This is a genomic window from Streptomyces sp. NPDC049915 (genome assembly GCF_040656475.1).
Classification (GTDB): domain Bacteria; phylum Actinomycetota; class Actinomycetes; order Streptomycetales; family Streptomycetaceae; genus Streptomyces.
The window spans coordinates 80,572-101,156 of record NZ_JBFAMH010000001.1 but is presented as its reverse complement, the minus strand read 5'-3'; the positions used below and the strand labels follow the sequence as shown (position 1 = coordinate 101,156).

Here is a 20,585-nt window from a genome sequence, read left to right as displayed (position 1 = left end):
GAGCGTCGTCAATCGGCCGGTGGACGCGCGCCCTGGCTGCCGCAGCAGCAGGTCAACCGGCTCGTGCGCACCCGCCAGGGTCAGATCCTCGCCCTCGACGGCAAACTCACCCTGGACGACAATGCCCGCTTCCGGCAGGCACGTTGGAGCTCCGGGGAAGCTCTCGACGCCGATCCGCTGGAGGCGGCGGCCGCCGCCAGGGGCCTGAACTAGGTCAGGCTGGACGGCGAGGTCGGCGTCATCGGCAACGGCGCCGGACTCGTCATGTCGACCCTCGACGTCGTCGCCGGCTGCGGCGCCCGGCCCGCCAACTTCCTCGACCTGGGCGGCGGGGCCTCGGCGCAGGTCATGGCCGACGGGCTGGACGTCGTCCTGTCCGACCCGGCCGTGCGGTCCGTCCTCGTCAACGTCTTCGGCGGCATCACCGCCTGCGACGCGGTCGCCGACGGCATCCTGCGCGCCGTCGACCGCATCCGGCTGACCAGGCCGCTCGTGGTGCGCCTCGACGGCAACAACGCCGGCCGCGGCCGCGCCCTCCTCGACGAGCGCGCCCATCCGCTGGTCCAGCAGATCCCCACGATGGACGGCGCCGCCCGCCGCGCCGCCGAACTCGCCACCACGGCCTGAGGAGACGGGACGCCATGGCCATTTACCTCACCCAGGAGAGCAAGGTCCTCGTCCAGGGCATGACCGGCGGCGAGGGCATGAAGCACACCAGCCGCATGCTCGCGGCCGGCACGAATGTCGTCGGCGGAGTCAACCCGCGCAAGGCGGGCCGCACCGTCGACTTCGGCGTCCCCCAGGGCGACCTGGGGAGTGCCCCCGGCGCCGTCCCCGTCTTCGGCTCCGTCGCCGAGGGCATCGCCGCGACCGGCACCGACGTCACCGTCGTCTTCGTCCCGCCCGCCTTCGCCAAGGCGGCCGTCCTGGAAGCCGCGGACGCCGGGATCGGCCTCGCCGTCGTCATCACCGAGGGCGTCCCGGTCCACGACACGGTCGCCTTCACGGCGTACGCGAGGACCAGGGATCATCGGCCCCAACTGCCCCGGGCTGATCAGCCCCGGACAGTCCAACGCGGGCATCATCCCCGCCGACATCACCAAGCCCGGCCGCATCGGCCTGGTCTCCAAGTCCGGCACCCTCACCTACCAGCTCGTGTACGAGCTGCGCGACATCGGCTTCTTCACCTGGTGATGGTCGAGGCCGTCTTCGACGACGGCTCCCGGCTCGCCGCGTCGGCATCGGCGGCGACCCGGTCGCCGGCACCACGCACATCGACTGCCTCGCCGCCTTCCAGGACGACCCCGACACCGACCTGATCGTCCTCATCGGCGGGATCGGCGGCGACGCCGAGGAACGCGCGACCGCCTACATCCGCGACCACGTCACCAAGCCGGTCGTCGGCTACGTCGCCGGCTTCACCGCACCCGAGGGCTAGACCATGGGGCACGCGGGCGCGATCGTCTCCGGCTCGTCGGGTACGGCCGCCGCGAAGAAGCAGGCGCTGGAGGCGGCCGGGGTACGCGTCGGCGACACCCCGACCCGCACGGCGCGGCTGGTCCTGTCCACGCTCGACGGAACCAGGTGAGGGAGGCCCCCATGGCCCTGAGCCCGAAGGCCGGCACCTCCTGGCCGGACGCCTGGCAGCGCTGTCTCACCGCCGCACCGGAGGCCTTCCGCGACGACCGCGTGCTCAACCTCTGGGACGCCCGCTGGCACGCCGACGGCCGGGTACTGCCCGCCACCAGCCCCGTCGACGGCACCCCCGTCGCCGGCCCGCCCCCGGCTCGACGGCGGCACCGGCCGCCGCGCGGTCCGCGCCGCCCTCGACCAGCACCGCGCCTGGCTCCACGTCCCGCTCGCCGAGCGGCGTGCCCGCGTCGCGGCCACCCTGGACGCCCTCGCAGCCCACCGCGACCTGCTCGCCCTGCTGCTGGTGCGGGAGATCGGCAAACCCTGGCGGGCGGCGCGGGCGGACGTGGACCGGGCGATCGACGGAGTGCGCTGGTACGCCGACGGCATCGAACCCGGGCTGGCCGGCCGGGCCCCGCTGGATGGACCGGTGTCCAACATCGCGAGCTGGAACTACCCGATGAGCGTCCTCGTGCACGCGCTCCTCGTACAGGCTCCGGCAGGCAACGCGGTCGCCGCCAAGACCCCGACCGACGGCGGGGTGGCCTGCCTGACCCTGGCCTGCGCGCTCGCCGCCCGCGAGGGTCTTCCCGCCACCCTCGTCAGCGGCAGCGGAGGGGAACTGTCCGAGGCGCTCCTGCGGGCGCCGGAGATCGGCTGCGTCTCCTTCGTCGGCGGCCGCGACACCGGCGCCGCGGTCGCCACGGCCGTCACCGACCTGGGCAAGCGGCACGTGCTGGAACAGGAGGGACTCAACACCTGGGGCATCTGGAACCACTCGGACTGGGACACACTGGCCGCCGCCCTGCCGAGGCTGTTCGACTACGGCAAGCAGCGCTGCACCGCCTACCCGCGCTTCGTCGTCCGGCGCACCCTGTTCGACGCGTTCCTGGCGGTCTACCTGCCGGCCGTGCGCGCTGCGGTTCGGTCACCCGCTGGCCGTCGAGCAGCCCGGCGACCCCTTCCCCGAGCTCGACTTCGGACCGCTGATCAACGCCGCCAAGGCCAAGGAGCTGACCGACCAGGTGGCGCTCGCCGTCGACCGGGGCACCGTGCCGCTGTACCGCGGCGGCCTGGAGGGCGCCCGCCTCCTGCCCGGCCAGGACACCTCGGCGTACGTCCCCCCGGTCACGCTCCTGAACCCGTCCCCGTCCTCCCCCCTCCACCACGCCGAACCCTTCGGCCCCGTCGACACGATCGCCCTGGTGGACACCGAGGCCGAACTGCTGGCCGCGATGAACGCCCCCAACGGCGCGCTGGTGGCCACCCTGTCCACCGACGACCGGGCCACCTTCGACCGGCTGGCCCCGCAGATCCGCGCGTTCAAGGTCGGCCACGGCGTGCCCCGCTCCCGCGGCGACCCGAACGAGCTGTTCGGCGGCTTCGGCGCGTCCTGGCGCGGCGCCTTCGTCGGCGGCGACCTGCTGGTCCGCGCGGTGACGCGGGGGCCGGCGGGGGAGCGGTTGCCGGGGAACTTCCCGGAGTGCCGGCTGATGCCGTAGGCCACGCGGTGGCGGGCCGCGGACCCGGCCCTGAGCACAGTCACCGGACGCGCACGCGCCGTGACCAGCCCCCCCGCCGCCGTCCGCACGGCTCCCGCCGCACGGATATGCAGGTGAAAGGCACTGTGAAACCTTGGTATGGTTGTCCTCGTCGCCGCGGGGCACCCACCCCACGGGCGACAGACACCTAGTCCGGGTGGCGGAATGGCAGACGCGCTAGCTTGAGGTGCTAGTGCCCTTTATCGGGCGTGGGGGTTCAAGTCCCCCCTCGGACACCCAGAGGGACGTTCACGAGATCGTCCCGAAGCGTTCACGAATTACCGGTCGAGTCATGTTACTCGCCGGTATTTCGTCGTTTCTGGGGCCTCGAGCCTCGTGATCGGCCCGATGAGGGGGTGAGGCGGTGGCGGTCCAAGCACTGCACCTCTCACCTGCGGAAACAGGACATGCCTGCGCGACGGCTGGTAGCCGTGACGCAGGCATGTGGGGTTTTCAGGGGGCGGAGCGCGGCGGAGGTGTGTCACTCGCGTGGCGGAGGCTCGACCTGCTCGGCCGGAAGCGGTCGCGCCTGGAGCGGGGCGGAAGGCTCACTGGGTTGGGTTGTGGCGCTCTGCGTGCCGGCTTTGCGGGGCTGGATCCCCTGGTCGCGGAGGAACCGTCGGATGGCTCTGAGGTTCGCCACGAAGATGATGACGGCATTGAGCAGGGTCTGTGCGACGCGTCCGTGCGGCAGGCGGAGCTGGGGATTGTCGATGCTGTCGAGGGCGGACTTCTTCAGGTTGCCGTTGCCGCCCTCGTTCTGACTGCGCAGTCCGGACCAGGCTTCCTGCCACAGAGGGGTGAACAGGGCGTATTTCTGCCGCCACTTGGCCAAGACGGTGCCCGGGACGGTGATGCTCTTCCCTCTGCAGATGTCTGGGTAGACAGGGGTGTCCCTCTTGGGCCTGGGAATGGTGGGCAGGGCTGCCGGGGTACGGACAGTGGGGGCGTCGAGGTCGACGACGGTGGACGGGCGTGGCTGGGGTCGGCGGTAGCAGGTGACCGTGGCGTGCGGCCCGAGGGCGGGGCACTGTCGACGCTGATCCCCTGCGGGCCCGTATTCCTTGATCTTGGCCTGGTAGTCCTTCCGGGACTGGATCAGGTTGACTGCGTGGGCGCGGTCTTCGTCCGTGCGGCTGTCGATGTATGTGGCGCCCGCAGTTACGAGCGGGGTGGGCATCAGCGGGCAGTAGAACTCGCCGCCGACCAGCTGCATGCCGCGGAACTCTCCCTGCCGGTCGACCTTGTCGTCGTTGTAGTGCTTCACCGCGTTGAGGCCGAGTTTGAGCAGCTGCAGATGCAGGTTGTGAGGCTTGGCCTGGGTGATGCCCCGGTCGGCGCAGAACAGGTCTTTGACCAAGCCTCGTTCGAAGGCTGGCTGGATGGCGCGCAGGGCGGCCGGGCCGGGTTCGGTGCCCGGGGTGTGGAGGATCATGCCGAGGCAGACCGCAGGGTAGGCGCCGGCGAGGTCGCCATGGCCATGGCCTGGGAACGCGGCCATCATGGCGTAGCGGAACTCTCTCTTCTCCGGCGCCTTGGCCTTCTTCTCCCGTGCCGACTTGGTCTTGCGAGGCACTGGCTTGTTTGCCGTGCCGCGCCGGGTGCCGGTGTTCGTGGAGGCCGCAGCTTTGCCGCTGGGCGACTTCTTCTGCGTTCCTCCCTTCACGTACATCCCGGCGGTGATCTCAAGCGAGGCCCGGTCCTGGTGGTAGTCCGGCTCTTTGCCCCAGACCGGAACCGGAGTGTCGTCGACCGCGATGTGGCCAGGCCACCGAGCGAAGTCGCCGCGCCGGTAGGAAGCCATCACCGGAGCGAGAATCAGATCCTGGGCGATGGCCTCCAGGTTACGCACGGTGTCCTGGTTGTCGCGGGCATTCCACTTCCGTCGGATCTTCTTGGCCTCGCTGAGAGACAGCCGCTTGCGGCGGTCGTGCGGTGCAGGGTCGAGGCGCCGGGTCATCGAGGACCAGGACCGGTAGACGCGCTTCGACGTCGCGTACTGGTGGTGCGCGACGCGGTCGACTTCTTCTCGGGTTGTGCCCTCGCGGATGTGCAGGTCGACGTCGGGGACGTCAAGGAGGGCTTTGGATCCTGGAGACAGGGCGAAGAAGAGCGTCTCCCATGCGTCGTTGATGTTCGCGCTCTTGCCCATGTACTGCGACAGGATCAGGCCGATCAGCACTGTGCGGAACGGGAAGCCCTTCGGGCCTGGCCGGTGCTCGTTGGTGGGAAGGCGTTCCAGTACTCCGCTGTGGCGCACGAGGTCGAAGACCTGACTCACAACGCGGTCGTTGAGGGTACGGCCGGGGGCCTGCGGTGCAGGGCGTAGAGCGAGGCCGGTACGCCGGCAGGGTTTGCCTTCCGGGTTCTTCCTGCTCATGCCGCCCCCCGCAACAGATCGGATGCCTCCGCTTCGGGCACGTCGTGGAGGAAGACGAGGTAGCGCGAGAGGCTGTGCAGGGTCCCGAGTCCCGACGCTTTGAGGATCACCTTCAGCGGAATACCTGCATTCAGCAGATCGACGAGCCAGGTTGTGCGCAGCCGCTGGGTCTGCAGCACTGCACCGTCACAACGACCGATGATCCGCGGGTACCTGGCCAGCCAGTCCGATGCGATGTGCTTGCTGGTGCGGTCCTGCCAGTCCGGCCGGAAGGCGTACGCGTCTGCCGGGATGTGGGCGGCTTCCGCCAGCAGCAATTCCTCGTAGGCGTACCGGCATACGACAGTGCGCGGACGGCGCCCGTGCACCTTGACCAGTGCCCGGCCGGTGGGGCCCGCGAGGATGTCCCGCCCCTGAACGTACACAAGATCCTCAACGGCGAGCCCGCAGCCGACGCCGAGACAGAACAGAAGACAGGCGTTGCGCCGCTGGGCGGGCGTGGGCAGGCTCTGCGCCCAGATCAGCCAGTAGGCGATTTCCGCCGGCGGGTAGGGGGCCACTGGGGCGGCGGTGGCCTTCAGCCGGATCGGCGGATGCTGTCCGAGCTGGTCCAGCAGGAGTGCTTCGGAGGCCCGGCGCAGCTGGCTGCTGCAGGTTCGGCGGCTGTTGGCGGCCATGTCGCGGCAGCCGACGAGGATGAACCGTTCGACGTTGCTCTGGTCAAGGATCACCGAGGGTTCGAGCGGGAGGCCCTGGGCCTCGACCCAGGCGACCAGCCGTGCGAGCGGTGTCATGATCACGTCTGGGCCGTAGGGTCCCGCTGCGGCGGCCATGAATCCCAGCGAGCGGACGACCGGAGCGATGCGGCGCCACTGGGCGGGTGGCACCGTCTCCGCCTTCGGTGCGTAGGCCAGCAGGCGATTCGACACAGCGACCTCCAGGCGCAAGGCCCATGACAGGTGGCCGATTAACCGGCCACTGGTGTCAGTGTCGATCACGATCTGAAGGAACGCATCTTTATGACCGGAGGCCGAGCGCGCACGGCGCCGCCATGGAGCTACGCCGTCGATCCGGAGGAGTGGCCGGATGCCCGGATCGCCGGGGAGCCCGCCGCGGCGGTGGTCCAGACGATTGCCCGCCGCCTCGCCGCCGCCCTGCGTGAGAGGCCGGAGCTCTCGCTGCGTGCACTGGCCGCCCAGAGCAACGTCGGCAGGCAGACCATCGGCGATCTGCTGGCGGGCGCCACCTGGCCGGACGTGCTGACGGTCTGCCGACTGGAGCGCGCCCTGGGCCTGGCGCTCTGGCCCGGATCGAATGCGACCCAATGTGCTCATGACTGATCCCCAATTGCCTATTTGAGGTCAGTCGTGCACGCTCAAGTGCCGGATGGCGCAGACGCCCTATAGCGCCACCCGTAGGAGCGCTAGAGTGAACGTGCGCGACGGACCGGAACCCTGCTAGGAGAAGCGTCCGTTCGCGTGTTTGGCGGCCTCCCTCGACCGCTAATCGAGGGAGGCCTGCTTGTTGGGTTAGGGTCGTTCTCGGGTAGATCAAGCAGCCCGGGATGACAGCACGGCCCGGAACATTCCCGGTGCTACGTTTTCCACCTCGCCAAGTTGCTTCATACGGTTGAGGGTTTTCCCTACGGATGAGCGGACCGTCGCGTCCGCTCCCGGGCGCACTGCCGCCGCGATGTCGGTGATGGACATTGCTTCTTGAGCGGCGCACAGGAGTGTGAGGATCGCATCGCGCATGCTTCCGTTACGCGGTGGCCCCAGCGTCCGAGTGCCATTCCCCGGTCGCCCATCTTCGGACGAAGGATCCTCGTCGGCGACAGAAACTTCAGACGGACCCTCCCGGGAAGGCTGGTCGGTTTCCGCGTCCTCGCCAGTGTCCGGCGGCTCTTCGCGGACATCGGTGGATTCGGCGCCCTGGCACATCATCGCGTACACAGCTTCCAATGTCGCCAACTCGCCGCGCAGTGAAGTGATCAGCTCCTTCACGGCATGCCGGGCCTGGCCGATGTAGACACCCTTGTCTGACGCAGGTGCGCTGGTCCGGTATCCCGCCATAGCGAACTCCTAAGGAAGGCCGCTGCCAGTGTAGGGACGGCACACTGTGGCACGCACCCCATTCCTGTGAGGCGCTATCAAACGGTCAGCAGTGCGCTCAAGCACGGCAAGTCCGGTCGGGGTTATCGCAGGAATCAACCTGTCTTGACGCAGAGTTGGCTCGTCGGGTTCGAGCGATGCCGCACCGGAACTGTGAGACGTGCCATCGCAGAATTCTGACGTGTGGATTCTGCCGAAGCTCCCGGTCTCCGGGAACGTTTGAGCGTTACGGTTCCTTCATGGTGGATGGCAAGCATCTGTCGGCGACGGAGGCCTTGGCGTCGGTGACGAAGGCCCTGGATGTTCTCCTCCTGGCGTATGACAGGGGGGAAGTCGGTGTTACCGAAACCGCCCGGGAGCTCGGTATCTCACGTTCCACCGCACACCGCATCCTGGTCACCCTGCAGCGCACGGGTTTCCTGCGTCACGATCCTGGCCAGCACGGATACTCAGCGGGTCCGCAGCTCGTACGCATGGGACTGGCCGCGATCGCCCAGCTGGACGTCCGACGACAGGCGCGCAGACCCCTGGAGGAGCTCTCCGAAAAGCTGCAGGAGACGGTGTGCCTGTACACCCTGGATGCGGCCGTCGTCCGACTACTCGACGGAGTCGAGTGCCGGCATGTCCTGCGCGTCAGTGTTCCGCTCGGACAGGAACTCCCCGCCCACGTCACAGCGGCGGGCAAGGCTTTGCTCGCACTGCGCGACCCGGCAGATGTACGCGCGACACTCCCGGCCGCGCTCCCCGCCACGGCGGCAGGAAGCATCACTGAGTGGCCGCTGCTTGAGGTGGAGTTGGAGGAAGTCAGAGTCCGGGGATGGGCGGCAGACCTCGAGGAAAGTGCACACGACCTGCACGGCGTAGGCGTGGCCATCCGCAACCGCATCGGGGAACCGCTCGCCGCGATCTCCGTGTACGCACCCGCCGTACGTTTGCGTGAACAGGACATGCCAGCGATTGCCACGGCCCTGCAGGAGACCGCCACCACGATCGCCAGGGCAGAGTGACAACGGGCGCCGAGGTGCCAGGACTCAAGGCCCCAACGTGATCCGCCCGTCCGGGATCCACCCCTCCAGGTATCCCGTCAGCAGCACATCCACATCTGGCAGATCGCACCGTGTGCACAACTCCTGCCACTGCTCAGGTCCCGCCCAGCGTGTCGCTCCCCAGGACAGATGATCTGGCGGATCACCAGGCGCAGCGAGACGAAAGATGAACACGTGTGCCTCTCGACGGCTCCGGCCTACGGGCACAGGCACCTGAGCCCAGCGGCATCCTTCAACAGTGCCTCCGCGCACAGGAATCGCGCCGACCGCTTCGTGGAGTACGCGCACTGCCGCCTCACGGTAGGGCTCTGTGGCTCGGACCGATCCTGACGGGAGCACCCATCGGGGAACAGCTCCAGGTAGGTCGTCTGCCACCAGGGCGAGCCGCCCGTCCGAGCTCAGCAACGCAACGAACACCACCCGCCTCATCCTGGGGGGCGGCACGGCAGGGCACCTCGAACTCTCGGCGGCGTCCAGGAAAGCAGGCACGGTCCGATCCTGACATGCGGCCGCTTAACCGGCCACTCGGGCCTTAGTTAAGGACGCAGTTTTCATCTCGGAGCTCGATGCGGCGAATCTGATCTAGGTCTGGGCAGCAGCAAGCCGCACGGATACTTCAGAGACCGTCACCCGAGTATTGGGCAGCCGGCCACTTCGGTGATGTCACCGATCGCCGAACTCAGCTTCACGCCGGTGTCTTCCCATTTCTTCTCTCGGGGGGAGCCCCCAGCGAGAACATGCTTGCGCAGGGCGCTCACCTACAGGTGCCCAACAGTCCGGTACGGATCACCGGATCGCGCAGCAGAGTGAGGGTGTCGGACTCGTCCGTGAAGATGTCCTCGGCGCCCGGGACGACTGCTTGGTGGAACATGGCATGCACAACGTCGGCGGTGGGCTGCTCCCAGACGGTTGCCGCGCAGGCTGCCACCTCCTCCAGGTCGTCCTTTTCGAAGGCAGCACGCCACTTGTTCAGCAGAAGCGGGGTGATCCGGTAAGCATTGAGCCGTCCTCGGACGAGGATTCTCCGGTTGAGACCGAAGACCTTGATCGTGGCGGTGCCCCTGTCGGTGAGATCGATGTATTCGCCGGCAGCGAGCGAGAGGTGTAGATGCGGAGCGGGATCCTCACTGCTCGGGTCGATGAGCAGGGGCGTACCGTCGTCGGCGAGGGGGAAGAGGTCACGCTTGAGGTGGCTGTTGCACAGGGAGCACGCCAGCAGATGGTTGTTCCAGTCGAAGGTCCGTAACGGATTGACACGGACGGGCTCGAAATGGTCGATGTCCGTGCCCTGGTTGTCCCCGCAGTACATGCACCTCTCCAGCCCGGGTGCCATCTCCGCGAGGGCGCTTTTCAGCACGGGATGTATGTGCCTGCGGACGGACGTGTGCTTCCATAACTGCCCCGCTCGCTGCTTGGGTGCAGCGGCCTGCCCGATGTCACCGGTGTAGCCGGCCATGGAAGTCAGCGTCGTCTGCGGGAGTGGCACCCTCGTCACTCGGATCATGAATCGTGCCCCGGACGGCGGGAGTGGAGCCCGGCTGCGATTTCGTCGACGCGGGTTGCCGGTGAACTGGCCAGCTTGCGTTTGAGGTGACGGTAGCGGTCCTTTTCCTCTTGGCTGGCCCGGCCTCGCACGACGTCCAGTTCCAGGGCGAGGAGTTCCTCCCGCTTTTGTTCGGCCTGGTCCGAGTAGGGGGTGTCGAGCCCGAACAGGTCCGAGAGCACAGCGTCGTCACCGCTGCCGAAGATGATGCGGTCGTAGAGGTGCTGGGGCACGACCTCCACAGGGCCCTCCTCGTCGGGGCCCGGCAGCCGGATCAGTCCACCCGGGTCCGCCGCCTGGCAAACGTAGGGGCTGTGCGTGGTGACGATGAACTGGATGTTCGGGAAGTGAGCCTTCAGCCAGCCGCCGATGCGCTTCTGCCAGGACACGTGCAGATGGGCGTCGATCTCGTCGATGATGACGACCCCGGGACTCGGAACGTTCGGCGTGCCGTCCGTCGTGTCTAGGACGAGTTCGCCGTAGGCGTCATGGATTTGCTTGAGGATGTCCACGACCAGGGCCGCCACCGTGCGGTAGCCGTCGCTCATCTCCCGCAGCGGGAATCGATGGTTTCGGTTGACGACCCACAGGCCCTCGGAGTCGACGTTGTCGATCCGGTAGTCGTCGGGCAGCAGGTCGTCGCCCAGGATGGCCAGGGCGGCCGCTTTGAGATCCCGGGCGCCGTCGCGGTCCTCGAAGGCGCGCAGGTGCTGCTCGATGAGCCAGCTCACGCCTTCCGCCAGCGACGCGTCCTCGTGGAAGAGGCTCGTCAGCCGGGCGACCGCGCCTGAGCTCGACATCAGCCGCTGAATGTCGCTCGAGCCCCCGGCGAGCCTGCGGAAGGGACCGTACCCCGCGCAGAACCATCCCACCGGATTGTCCGCCCAGGGGCCGCGCTGGGCGACGGGGCGTTCCTTCTGGTAGCCGATGGCGTTCAGCGCCGGCTGTCCGGCCCTGCTGGAACCCGGCTTGCCTGAGAGAGACGTCTGCTCCGCCGCGGTCCAGCGCAGCCCGGCCCAGATCGGCCGGACGGGACGCCGCCCCGTGGTGAACTGGTCCTGCTCCGGGTCATGGACCAGGCACACTTCGGCCTTCGCCACCGTCTCGTCCCGCGAGACCCAGGTGTCGAACCCGGGGACGAGGCTGCGGGCCACGCCAGGTCCGCTGATCGTCAAGGCGACCGCGCGCAGCAGGGTCGTCTTCCCCGAGCCGTTGCGGCCCGCCAGGACCGTCCAGCCGGCGTATGAGCCGTCGGGCCTGGTCAGGTCCAGGTCGACGTCGCGTGCACCGTGGAACGACCTGATGTTCCGTAGGCGAAGGTTCTTCAGGTACATGTCTCGTCCGCCCGGATCCCGTTCTGAGGTGAGAGCCGGACAACGGCCGGCTCCGTGGTGACTCTAACGCGGCGGCGTTGTGTCGCGTCACCGCAGGTCAGTGGCTGCCCTCCAGAAACGGGCTGCGTGGTCCGGCCCAGGTGATGGACAGTTGTTCGCGGGCCCTGGTGGCCGCGACGAACAGCAGCGAGCGCTCGCGCTGCAGGTCCCGGTCGTGCTGGGTACGGTCCTCGGAGATCGGGGTAACGGCGCCGGGCTGCGGCACGTGGTCCGCGCTCACTCCGATGATCGCGACCGCCCGGTACTCCAGGCCCTTGATCCGGTGCATCGTCATCACGTGCACCCCGGAACCGATCGCCGGAGTCTGCCGCGGTTTCACCCTGACGGCCTTGATCCCCGCGTCGTGCAATGCCTCTACCGCCGCGTCCGCGAGCTTGTTGGTCCGGGCGGTGACGACGATCTCGTCCTCCTTCAGCCCTTCGCCCAGCCATTCCCCGACGCGTCCGGCCAGGCCCGCGAGTTCCGCGGCCGTGCTCGGGTACTCGGTCAACTCGGGCTTCGCCCCGCCGAGAACGGAGCGGTAGCCACCCAGGTCCTCGGTCGCGTCGTCGAGGTCGTCGAAGCTCGCGTCACCCAGCAGGCCCAGCGATGTTCCGAGGATCTGACGGGTCGTGCGGTAGTTCAGGGTCAGCCGCCGGGAGCGTCTCCCCCGCACGTTGATGCCGTGGGCGCTCAGCGCGGTCCGGTTGTCGTAGATCCGCTGGTGGGCGTCGCCGACGATGAAGAGGTCGTCCTCGCCGACCGGGACGAGCGCCCGCAGCAGCTTCCAGTGCGCGGCGTGCAGGTCCTGGGCCTCGTCCACGACGATGTGCCGGTACGGGCGGGTCTCGTCGCTCCAGCCCGAGGCGATCCGGGCGGCCTGCGCCGCGAGTTGGGTGACGCCAACCTCACCGGCCGCGTCCAGCCGGTGCTCGAAGGCCTCGATCAGTCCCCACACCTGCGCCCGTTCCGGGCGGTTGAGGCGCCGACCGCGACCGGCCCGGCTGGCGACGAGGTACTCGTCGCGGCTGCGCACGTCCTGGGCGAGCACGACCTGCTTCCACTCGGCCTCCAGGAAACGCGCGTCCCAGCGGTGCGGCTGCTGTTCCTCGGCCAGGTCCTCCCAGCGCCTGCGGATCTCGTCGTCACCGAGGGATTTGGGGGTCTTCGCGCCGAAGGCCTCCTTGGCGATGCCGTAGGCGACCTTGTCGATGTTGCGGACGTCCACCTTGGCGGTGAGCTGGGTGCCGCCGAGGTCCTCCAGCAGCGAGCGGAGCAGTTCGGCGAGGGTGGTGGTGTAGGTGGTGAGCAGGATCGCCTGGCCGGGCGGCAGCCGTTCGGCCAGGGCTTTGACCCGGTGCAGGGCGACGACGGTCTTGCCCGTGCCGGGGCCGCCGGTGACTCGTACCGAGCCCTTGTTGGGGGTCTTGCGCTCGGCCAGGGCGCGCTGGGCCGGGTGCAGGAAGATCCGCCAGGCCGACAGCGGCTCGGACATAATCCGGCCGAATTCGGCGACGTCGCCGGTGACGACGAAGGACTCCTTGGTCGCGGGGCGCTCGTTGGCGGCCTCGTAGTCGTCCGGGTCGATGGTGTCACTGGTCGCGGCGACCGAACTGACGTGCTCCCAGACGTCCTCGACGGTCATGCCGTCGGCGAGGCAGAGGATCACGTCCCTGGCGAGCTTGGGCAGATGCTCCACGAAGCCGAGTATCGCGTCGATGCTGCGGATCTCACGCAACGCAGGTACGACCGAGGGGTGCACGCCGAGCCGGTCGAAGTCGGCGTCGGAGACGTGGGCGAAGACGGACGGTTGCTCGGTGGCGGGTGCCTGGGCGGGCTGCCCGCTCAGGGTGCCGTGGAGGCTCGCGAGATTGATCAGCTCGACGCCGCCGGTGACCTTGTTGATGTCGAAGATGATGTGGGACGCGAGGGTGTAGGCGTCGTCGTGCGGCAGCACCGCGACCAGGTAGTAGATGCGGTCGGCGTAGTGCATCAGCACCGCGCGGAAGTTGTCGTTGATCCTGGCCGTGCGCACCCGCTTGTCCTCGGCGCCCTTCGGCGGCTTGAGGTTGAGCCCGTTGGCGTCCGGGTCGCGCTGCATCTTCATGATGAACTGCAGCACCTGTGCCTGGACCGACCCGTCGAGCTTGTCGTAGTACTTGCCGAAGACGTCCGCCATGACGACCTGGGCCTTGGACATCACACATTCTCCAAACGCTCGGCCAACTCGGCCACATCAACTGTCTCGGCATGTACGACATGCCAGCCGGCCGCCGCGAAGGCGGCGTCACGGTTCTCGTCCACGTCGAGGAACACCGCCACCCTGGCGTCCGGCCAAGCGAGTTCGGCCTGCTGCGCGACCCGGTCGTCGAGTTCGAAGCCGACCTCCGGGGCGCCGAAGTGACGGGTGCGGGCTTCCTTGCACAGGGCGAACAGCAGTTCCTCGGCCTGCGAGGAAGCCCACTCGACCGCCTCCGCCCAGGGCTCCGGCAGTTGCTCGGGCAGGCCCGCAGTGGTGGGCATCGCACCCGCGAGGAGAGCGACCGAGTGCGGGTCGAGCTGTCCGGCCGTGGACATCGCGATCTGGTGGAACGAACGCGGCAGTGCTGAACCCCGGTCGCCCGTCAGAAGCTGCAACAGATTCGACCACCGCAGCCAGTCGGCCCACCGCGCCCGATGACCGGGCTCGGCGACGGCCTCGTCGCGGTCGTCCAGCACGGTCAAGGCCGACCAGGCGGACATCCCGGGCTGCCCGGTCGCGGGCTCGGCCCGCCGGTCGAGCAGCCCGAGGACGCGCAGCCCGCCCAGGGTTCGGACATCCATCGCGATGGCGTCGGCGGCGGCCGGGTTGTCGGGTACCGGCAGGGTGCCGCCCGCCAGCACGTCCGGCAGCAGCTCTCCCACCGAACGCCGGTCGATCGGCTGACGCGCCGCTCCGCCCCCTGCGAAACCACTGATCAGAGCCGCCGCCCTGCGGGACCACTTCTCCGCGTCGGGATCGGCGAGCACCGCGAGCAGGATCTCGATCGGGTTCCGCAGCACAGGGTCCAGCGTGTCGTCGGGGCGCGGGCCGCCCGTCAGCATCTGGTGGATCTGCCGGGCCGTCCGCAGCGCGCCCTCACCGAGAAGCGGTTCGGCGGGAGTGCGCACCTCGCGGTCGTCCGCGGTCCCCTCCACCGCCGCCTTCCAAGCCATGACGTCCGTGTGCGTGAACTGCCACACCTGCATGCCCTCGGCCCGCAGTGCCTCGCGCTTGGCGGCGTCGTCGGCGATCCGGTTGATGCCGGTGCTGGCATGGAAGGCGTAGCCGTCGAGGAAGACCGCGATGCGTGTCGACGGCCCGTCGATCCGGGTCAGCAGATAATCCGGTTCGCTGGGCGCGGAGTTCAGCTGCCGCACGTGGTCCTGGAAGAGCCAGCGGGTGCCGCTGCCGTCCGGGCGGGTGAAGCGCAGCTCGTACTCCATGCCGCGCTCCCCGGCGCGGGGCGTCACCGAGCCGGACTCCGGGCGGCGGCTGCCCCAGTCCACAAGGGTGCGGACGAACTGCTTCTCCAACTCGCTCTCGGCGAGCTGGTCGATCCGCACCCCGGACAGGGTGTCGACCCGCTCGGTGTCCCAGCCCGTGAGGATCTCGTCCAGGAGCTCCCTGGCGACCCGTAGCGACGCGAAGGGGTGTTCGTTGCTGCTGACGTGCGGCAGCAGGCAGCGGTGGCAGGGGGTGCGCAGGTTCTCCTTGCCGCAGGGGCAGTCCCGCAGGGCGGTCTGGGCGAGGGTGAGCACCCGGTGCAGCACGGTCGCGTCGGCGAGGTGCTCCAGGTAGCCGGTGCCGCCCGGCATGGAGTCGTGCAGTACCAGGAAGCGGCGGCGCAGTTCCCGGGTGCCGCCCGGCATGGTCGCGGGTACGACACGCAGGTGGTCGGGGGCGCCGCCGAAGTGCTTGGTTATGCCCAAAAGCAGCGCGGCCTTGAACGACACCAGCCGGGTCTGGAGTTCCATCGTGGAGACGGGCAGCAGGATCCGCAATGCCTGTGTGGTCAGCTCGTGCGCGAGCACGAGTTTCTGCATCGACGCCGTCTCGGTGGCGATCCCGTCATCCTTGTGGCTGCACCAGTACGCGTGCCGGGTTCCGATCCGTTCGGCGGCCCGATCCCATGCCTGAGGGTGCACGCCGCGTACGGCCCCGCACTCCAGGCAGGTCTCGAAGCCAGGCACCTGGACGTCGTCGCCGGCGATCTGGTGCTCGGGGCCGGCCGCGGCGGCCGGGCCGAGGTTGAGGGTGCGGATGGTGGCCACCCGGGCGAACTCCACACCGAACGGCAGCTCCCCGACCCGCTTCCAGGCGCGCAGTCCCTGGGGCTGTTCCGGGTCGATGTCCACCAGTGTGATGTCGTTAAACCGGCGCCGCTCCCGCTCGTCGCGCTCGTCGGTGAGCCGTGCGTCCTCGCGCCGCTCGCGGGCGGTGACCCGTTCAGGCACGAGCACGGTGTGGAGCGCGCCGGGATCAGCGATCTGCGGCGTCAGGCAGCGCGGGCAGGCCGTGAGGTCCAGCCCGGACTCGGCGGTGGCGACGTAGCCGCACTCGGGGCACAGCCGCCACTTGGCGTAGGCGGTGTCGCCCTCACCGGCGCCCAGGTCCAGGCCGTTGACGATGTACTTGTAGCCGTCGGTGTGGAAGGTGTTGCCGGGCGCCAGTTCCAGCAGGCCCATGCGTGAGCCCCGCCCGTACTCGGTCAGCTGGTCCTGGAACTCGCCGTCGGCGTCCTTCCACCACAGCGTCGCGTCCAGAAGCGTGGCGTCGTCGTGGAGGGTGTAGTTGGGCAGCAGGCCCAGACGGACCATGGCGTTGATCGAGTTCTCGCCGACCAGGGCGTCCCTGCGCCGGTTGACCGACCTGCGCTCGGCGTAGAGCTGGCGGCGCTGCTCGTCGCGTTCGCGGTCCCCGGAGGCGGTGGACAGGGCGTCGAAGGCCCGGCCGATCTGTCGGGACCGGGAGCGCAGTGCCTCCAGGCGTTTGCGCCATGCGGTGGCGGCCTGGCCGACGGTCTGCTCCAGCTCCAGTTGCGCGAACTGCCGCAGGCCTTGCTCGGCCTCGGCCGACATGCCGGGGAAGAGCTGAATGAAGGAGGACGCGAGTTCGGCGTGGCGGGCGTGGGAGACGTCCAGGAAGCGGCGGAACCAGCCGTCCTCGGCGAGCCCTCGGGTGAAGAGGGCGCCGATGCGGTGCGGCATGGGCTCCTCGGGCATCATCGTCCCCCGCCACAGGCTGCGGTCGGCGGCCCGGTCCAGCAGGTACGCCAGGTACTGGCGGCGCAGGATCTCGGAGGCGTCGAGGTAGCAGTCCGGCGGGATGATCCGGCCCGCGAGCATCTGCTCGGGTGCGTGCAGGTAGTACTGGTTGCGGGCGCCGCGCGGTACGAAGGTGACGGTGAGCGAGTTGCCGGTGCTGCGGCCGGCGCGGCCGATGCGCTGCGCGTAATTAGCGGGCGCGGGCGGCAGGGAGGCGAGCAGCACGGCGGACAGGTCGCCGATGTCGATGCCGAGTTCGAGGGTGGGCGTGCAGGTCAGTACGTTCGGGTCGAACGGCGAGGGGCGGTTCTTGAAGGCCTGCTCGACCTCCTCGCGGCGGGCACGGCTGAGTGCGCCCGTGTGCTCGGCGGTGAGGACGTCACCGGGCCGGTCGACCGTGTAGAGACGGCGGTAGTAGTCATCGCTGTAGTCGCGGTCGTCGGTGGTGAACGTGCCGCCGCACTGGAAGCGCAGGCAGGGCGTGCCGAGCCAGTCCTCGGGCCGGCCAGGCGGGACGGTCTGCCGCCAGGTGCAGCTGTCGCAGCGGACGCCGTGGTCGTTGACGCCGGTTCCGTCGGTCCCGGCCCCGTCCGCCCCGCTGCCGTCGTCAGGAGACGAGGGATCGGTGGCGAGGCTGTGCACCATGATGGTGCGCGGCCTGAGAGCGAAGACGGTCGAGCCGCCCTCCGCCGGGTAGGTCGCCAGTACCTCGCGCTGCGCGAGCAGCTTCATGGCCTGTTCGGCGAGGGCGCGGGCCTCGCGTCGCTCGCAGCCGAGGGTGCGGTGCCCCCAGTCGGCGAACCAGGTGTTGTCGCGGGCCAGCGAGTCGAACTCGGATGTCCCGGGGCGCCCGAGGACCGGGAAGGTCGGTGCGGCCAGGCCGCGCGGGAACGCGGGCATGCCCGTGGGCCGCCCGCCCCAGATCGGCCAGCGCCGGGCACCGGCCTGGGCGATGTACTCCTTGAGCCAGGGGTGGAACAGCGCCCCGCGCAGGCGCATACGCTCCAGCAGGCCGCGCAGGTAGACGATGTAGTCGACGTCGTCGGTGGGGAGGGTGATCTGCCCCGGGAGGCGCTGGTGGGCTTCCCGCAGCAGAGCCGCGACGGCGGCGGCGTCGGGGAGGTGTACCTCGGCGGCGGCGGTCCGGGTCAGTTCGAGGGTACGGCCCAGGCGTGAGCGCAGGCCGAACTCCAGCAGCGTCTGGAAGACCATGCGGTCCTGCAGCATGTACGCGCCCGCGTCGCTGAACCCGTCGCCGCTGAGGAGCGTCCGGATCTCCGGGTTGTCGCGCAGGTCGGGCGGCACGATCGAGGCGAGCTTGCTCATCTCGCCCTTCTCCGCCGCCGTCACCACGGCTTCGGCGGCATCGGTGGCCAGATCGTGTACGGCGACGGGGGTGCCCGGCTTGAGCTGCTCGGCGAGCAGCCCACGGAAGGTGAAGCCGAAGCTGCGGTTGGCGATGAACGCGGCCCGGTGGGTGGCGTCCTGGACGGAGTCGGTGAAGACCAGCAGCTTGCGCTCGTCGTCGGTCAGGCCGCGGTCGGAGAACAGCTGGGTGGTGGTGACGGAGGCGAGGGTGGCGGTGCCCGCGCCGAGGAAGCGCATGCCGTCGGTCAGGTCGCAGGAGGGGCACTTGTCGCCCGCGTTGGCGGGGAGGGGCCCGGCGACGGTGATGACGGGCACGGTGTCGTTGCTCGGCACCGTGCGCAGTTCGGCTTCCTCGGCGTGGAGGAAGACGGGGGTGTGCTCGCCGGGCCTGGCGCGGATCATCCAGCGGACGGCGCGGTTGCCCTGGGCGGAGGCCTGGTAGATCTCCAGCGGCTTGGTCTTGAGCTGCTGCCACTCCAGATCCGTGGAGAGCGCTGCCCAGCCGGAGCGTCCGCAGTGACGGCAGTACACGGCGGGGAGATGGGCGCGGTAGGCCGGGCCGACGGGGCGGACGAACGGGACGGGGCTGTCCGGGGTGAGGGCGGAGGCGCCGTCGCCGGGGGCATACGCGTCTGTGTCGGCGTCGGCTGTGCTGTCCACCTCGGCGGAGGGGTAGACGGCGAGGTTGGCCGGGTTGGGCTGGGTGTCCCCGGTGGGGCCGTCGTCGTCGAACCAGCGGAAGTGGGGCGTCGGCGTCGCGGCGCGGATCACGCGGCGCACCTCGCGAACCCAGAGCTGGGCCTCGACGCGGAGGAAGGGGATGGTGCGGTCGGCGACCGGGTCGTAGGCGCGGGCGGTCGAGACCAGCGCGAGGAGCCGCGCGAGGCCGGTCTCGACCAGGCCGATGTCGGTCCGGGCCGCCTCGTCCCAGGCCGCGCCGCCGCCGCGCTTCGCGAACTCGCGGGCGATCTCCGGGACGGTGACGGGAGTGTCGCCCGCGACGTCGAGGAGGGCACGGATCAGGTTGTGCTGGCGGAGCTTCTCGCCGAGTTGGATCGGGTCGGCGAAGTCCATGCCGACGACGAGTTCGGCAAGTCGGTGGAGGGCCGACGGGTCGTCGAGGGGGTCGGGGACGGCGGCTAGGGCGGCCGGGGAGGGCACGGGGAGGAGGAAGTCGGGCTCGGTGACGAACTCGCCGGGCGTCTGGCGATCCTCGCCGATGAGGGCGGCGTCCGGGAAGGTGGTGCCGAAGACCTTCTCGGCGAATTCGAGGAGGAGTTCGCGGTCGGACTTCTGGGGGCCGTCGAGGGTGGGGGCCACTTCGGCGGAGGGGGTGGTGATGGTGGCTGCGGTGTGGCCGAGGGCGCCGGTTCCATTGGTTGCGCCTGTTCCGCCGGTTCCGCCGCCGAGGGTGGCGGAGGTGGCGACGGGGGTGATCGTGCCGAGGGGGCGGCCCGGCTCGGCTTTGCCGGTGGCCGCGCCCAGGCGCCGCAGCAGCATCGCCACATCGGTGCCTTGGGCGCCGTCGTAGGTGTGGAGCTCGTCCAGAACGACGTACGTCAGCCCGCCGTCCTGCCAGAGCGGAACGTCCGGGATGCGCTGGAGGAGGAGGTCCAGCATCTTGTAGTTGGTGAGCAGCAGGTCCGGCGGGTTGGCGCGGATGGCCTCGCGGTCGGTGATCAGGCGGCTGTTGGGGGACAGCTGGGCGGGGGTGATGGTGCTCGCGCCGGACTCGCGGGCGTAGGAGCCGGGGGCGTTCTCGTCCTCGTCGTCCGGGGGACGGTTGCCGGAGGCGCCGCCGATGTAGATGCCGGCGGTGACGGACGAGAGGGAGGCGTTCTTGGCGAGAAGGTCGTCGATACGGCGGGCCTGGTCGTCGGCCAGCGCGTTCATCGGGTAGAGCAGCAGCGCCTTGACGCCCTTCACCCCGGCGGCACGGGCGCGGGCACAGTGGTCGAGGATCGGGACGAGGAACGACTCGGTCTTTCCTGAGCCGGTGCCGGTGGTGACGATCGTCGGCTCGGGGGCGTGGCCCGACTTGCTGGACAGCCGCTGCCAGGCGGTCGCCTGGTGGGTGTAGGGGCGGAGGCTGGGCGACCAGTCCAGAGCCTTCTCCCAGCCGGGGGGCGCGTACCGGAAGGGCGTACGTACGCGGAGGTACGGGCCCCGGAAAAGCCGGCTCTCCGGCCGCTCAAGGAATGCCTCGAGCTCCTCGCGGACGTCGTCGTCGGCGAGCGCGAAGCTCGTCGTCAGGTACGCGGCGAGGGCACGGCGCAGATCCTCGGCGGCCAGGGAGGGAAGCATG

The 20,585-nt window shown here is 69.6% G+C and carries 10 protein-coding genes, 1 tRNA gene and 3 pseudogenes; 6 read left to right on the top strand and 8 right to left on the bottom strand.

What is annotated here, in order from left to right; genetic code table 11:
- Window positions 1-48: 48 nt before the first annotated feature.
- The 4 genes and pseudogenes from AB0J12_RS00385 to AB0J12_RS00370 form a co-directional block, all read left to right on the top strand.
- A pseudogene (locus AB0J12_RS00385) lies at window positions 49-627 on the top strand (succinate--CoA ligase subunit beta); the annotation flags it as partial.
- 14 nt (window positions 628-641) lie between these two features.
- Window positions 642-1,588: pseudogene (sucD, locus tag AB0J12_RS00380) on the top strand (succinate--CoA ligase subunit alpha).
- A gap of 11 nt (window positions 1,589-1,599) precedes the next feature.
- Window positions 1,600-3,134 (top strand): annotated as a pseudogene (locus AB0J12_RS00375) (aldehyde dehydrogenase family protein).
- 190 nt (window positions 3,135-3,324) lie between these two features.
- Window positions 3,325-3,409, top strand: a tRNA-Leu gene (locus AB0J12_RS00370).
- Between the two features lie 245 nt (window positions 3,410-3,654).
- Here the strand turns inward: AB0J12_RS00370 and AB0J12_RS00365 are convergent.
- Both AB0J12_RS00365 and AB0J12_RS00360 read right to left on the bottom strand, forming a co-directional pair.
- Window positions 3,655-5,553, bottom strand: a complete 1,899-nt coding sequence (locus tag AB0J12_RS00365; RefSeq protein WP_363261856.1) for a hypothetical protein — start codon at window positions 5,551-5,553, stop codon at window positions 3,655-3,657.
- Window positions 5,550-6,551: a hypothetical protein gene (locus tag AB0J12_RS00360; protein ID WP_363261855.1), complete on the bottom strand. Its 1,002-nt coding sequence runs from the start codon at window positions 6,549-6,551 to the stop codon at window positions 5,550-5,552. The genes AB0J12_RS00365 and AB0J12_RS00360 overlap by 4 nt, the downstream gene beginning before the upstream one ends.
- Before the next feature lie 21 nt (window positions 6,552-6,572).
- Here AB0J12_RS00360 and AB0J12_RS00355 point away from each other — a divergent pair, with 21 nt between their 5' ends.
- Complete coding sequence (locus AB0J12_RS00355) at window positions 6,573-6,893, top strand: helix-turn-helix transcriptional regulator (protein ID WP_079259476.1); 321 nt, start codon at window positions 6,573-6,575, stop codon at window positions 6,891-6,893.
- Window positions 6,894-7,103: 210 nt separating this feature from the next.
- On the opposite strand, the gene AB0J12_RS00350 is transcribed toward AB0J12_RS00355, so the two are convergent.
- Window positions 7,104-7,625 (bottom strand): hypothetical protein, encoded by a 522-nt coding sequence (locus AB0J12_RS00350; protein ID WP_125210354.1) that lies wholly within the window; start codon window positions 7,623-7,625, stop codon window positions 7,104-7,106.
- Window positions 7,626-7,903: 278 nt separating this feature from the next.
- Here AB0J12_RS00350 and AB0J12_RS00345 point away from each other — a divergent pair, with 278 nt between their 5' ends.
- Complete coding sequence (locus tag AB0J12_RS00345) at window positions 7,904-8,671, top strand: IclR family transcriptional regulator (RefSeq protein WP_363261854.1); 768 nt, start codon at window positions 7,904-7,906, stop codon at window positions 8,669-8,671.
- A 24-nt stretch (window positions 8,672-8,695) separates the two neighbouring features.
- Here AB0J12_RS00345 and AB0J12_RS00340 read toward each other — a convergent pair whose 3' ends face one another.
- The 5 genes from AB0J12_RS00340 to AB0J12_RS00320 all read right to left on the bottom strand — a co-directional run bounded on the left by AB0J12_RS00340 (window position 8,696) and on the right by AB0J12_RS00320 (window position 20,584).
- The gene (locus AB0J12_RS00340) at window positions 8,696-9,139 is read right to left on the bottom strand and encodes an NUDIX domain-containing protein (RefSeq protein ID WP_363262262.1); all 444 of its coding nucleotides are present in this window, start codon (window positions 9,137-9,139) and stop codon (window positions 8,696-8,698) included.
- A 325-nt stretch (window positions 9,140-9,464) separates the two neighbouring features.
- Complete coding sequence (locus AB0J12_RS00335; RefSeq protein ID WP_363261852.1) at window positions 9,465-10,166, bottom strand: HNH endonuclease; 702 nt, start codon at window positions 10,164-10,166, stop codon at window positions 9,465-9,467.
- Window positions 10,167-10,210: 44 nt separating this feature from the next.
- Window positions 10,211-11,587 carry an AAA family ATPase gene (locus AB0J12_RS00330; RefSeq protein WP_363261851.1) on the bottom strand — a complete coding sequence of 459 codons (1,377 nt, stop codon included), beginning with the start codon at window positions 11,585-11,587 and terminating at the stop codon, window positions 10,211-10,213.
- A gap of 97 nt (window positions 11,588-11,684) precedes the next feature.
- Window positions 11,685-13,826, bottom strand: a complete 2,142-nt coding sequence (locus AB0J12_RS00325; RefSeq protein ID WP_363261850.1) for a UvrD-helicase domain-containing protein — start codon at window positions 13,824-13,826, stop codon at window positions 11,685-11,687.
- The gene (locus tag AB0J12_RS00320) at window positions 13,826-20,584 is read right to left on the bottom strand and encodes a DEAD/DEAH box helicase (RefSeq protein WP_363261849.1); all 6,759 of its coding nucleotides are present in this window, start codon (window positions 20,582-20,584) and stop codon (window positions 13,826-13,828) included. The genes AB0J12_RS00325 and AB0J12_RS00320 overlap by 1 nt, the downstream gene beginning before the upstream one ends.
- Window position 20,585: the final 1 nt, after the last annotated feature.

Excerpts from the sequence above, each read along its gene's own strand:
- AB0J12_RS00345 (WP_363261854.1), top strand. The coding sequence starts at position 7,904 with ATGGTGGATGGCAAGCATCTGTCGGCGACGGAGGCCTTGGCGTCGGTG.
- AB0J12_RS00350 (WP_125210354.1), bottom strand. The coding sequence starts at position 7,625 with ATGGCGGGATACCGGACCAGCGCACCTGCGTCAGACAAGGGTGTCTAC.
- AB0J12_RS00325 (WP_363261850.1), bottom strand. The coding sequence starts at position 13,826 with ATGTCCAAGGCCCAGGTCGTCATGGCGGACGTCTTCGGCAAGTACTAC.
- AB0J12_RS00340 (WP_363262262.1), bottom strand. The coding sequence starts at position 9,139 with ATGAGGCGGGTGGTGTTCGTTGCGTTGCTGAGCTCGGACGGGCGGCTC.
- AB0J12_RS00355 (WP_079259476.1), top strand. The coding sequence starts at position 6,573 with ATGACCGGAGGCCGAGCGCGCACGGCGCCGCCATGGAGCTACGCCGTC.
- AB0J12_RS00330 (WP_363261851.1), bottom strand. The coding sequence starts at position 11,587 with ATGTACCTGAAGAACCTTCGCCTACGGAACATCAGGTCGTTCCACGGT.
- AB0J12_RS00365 (WP_363261856.1), bottom strand. The coding sequence starts at position 5,553 with ATGAGCAGGAAGAACCCGGAAGGCAAACCCTGCCGGCGTACCGGCCTC.
- AB0J12_RS00335 (WP_363261852.1), bottom strand. The coding sequence starts at position 10,166 with ATGGCCGGCTACACCGGTGACATCGGGCAGGCCGCTGCACCCAAGCAG.
- AB0J12_RS00320 (WP_363261849.1), bottom strand. The coding sequence starts at position 20,584 with ATGCTTCCCTCCCTGGCCGCCGAGGATCTGCGCCGTGCCCTCGCCGCG.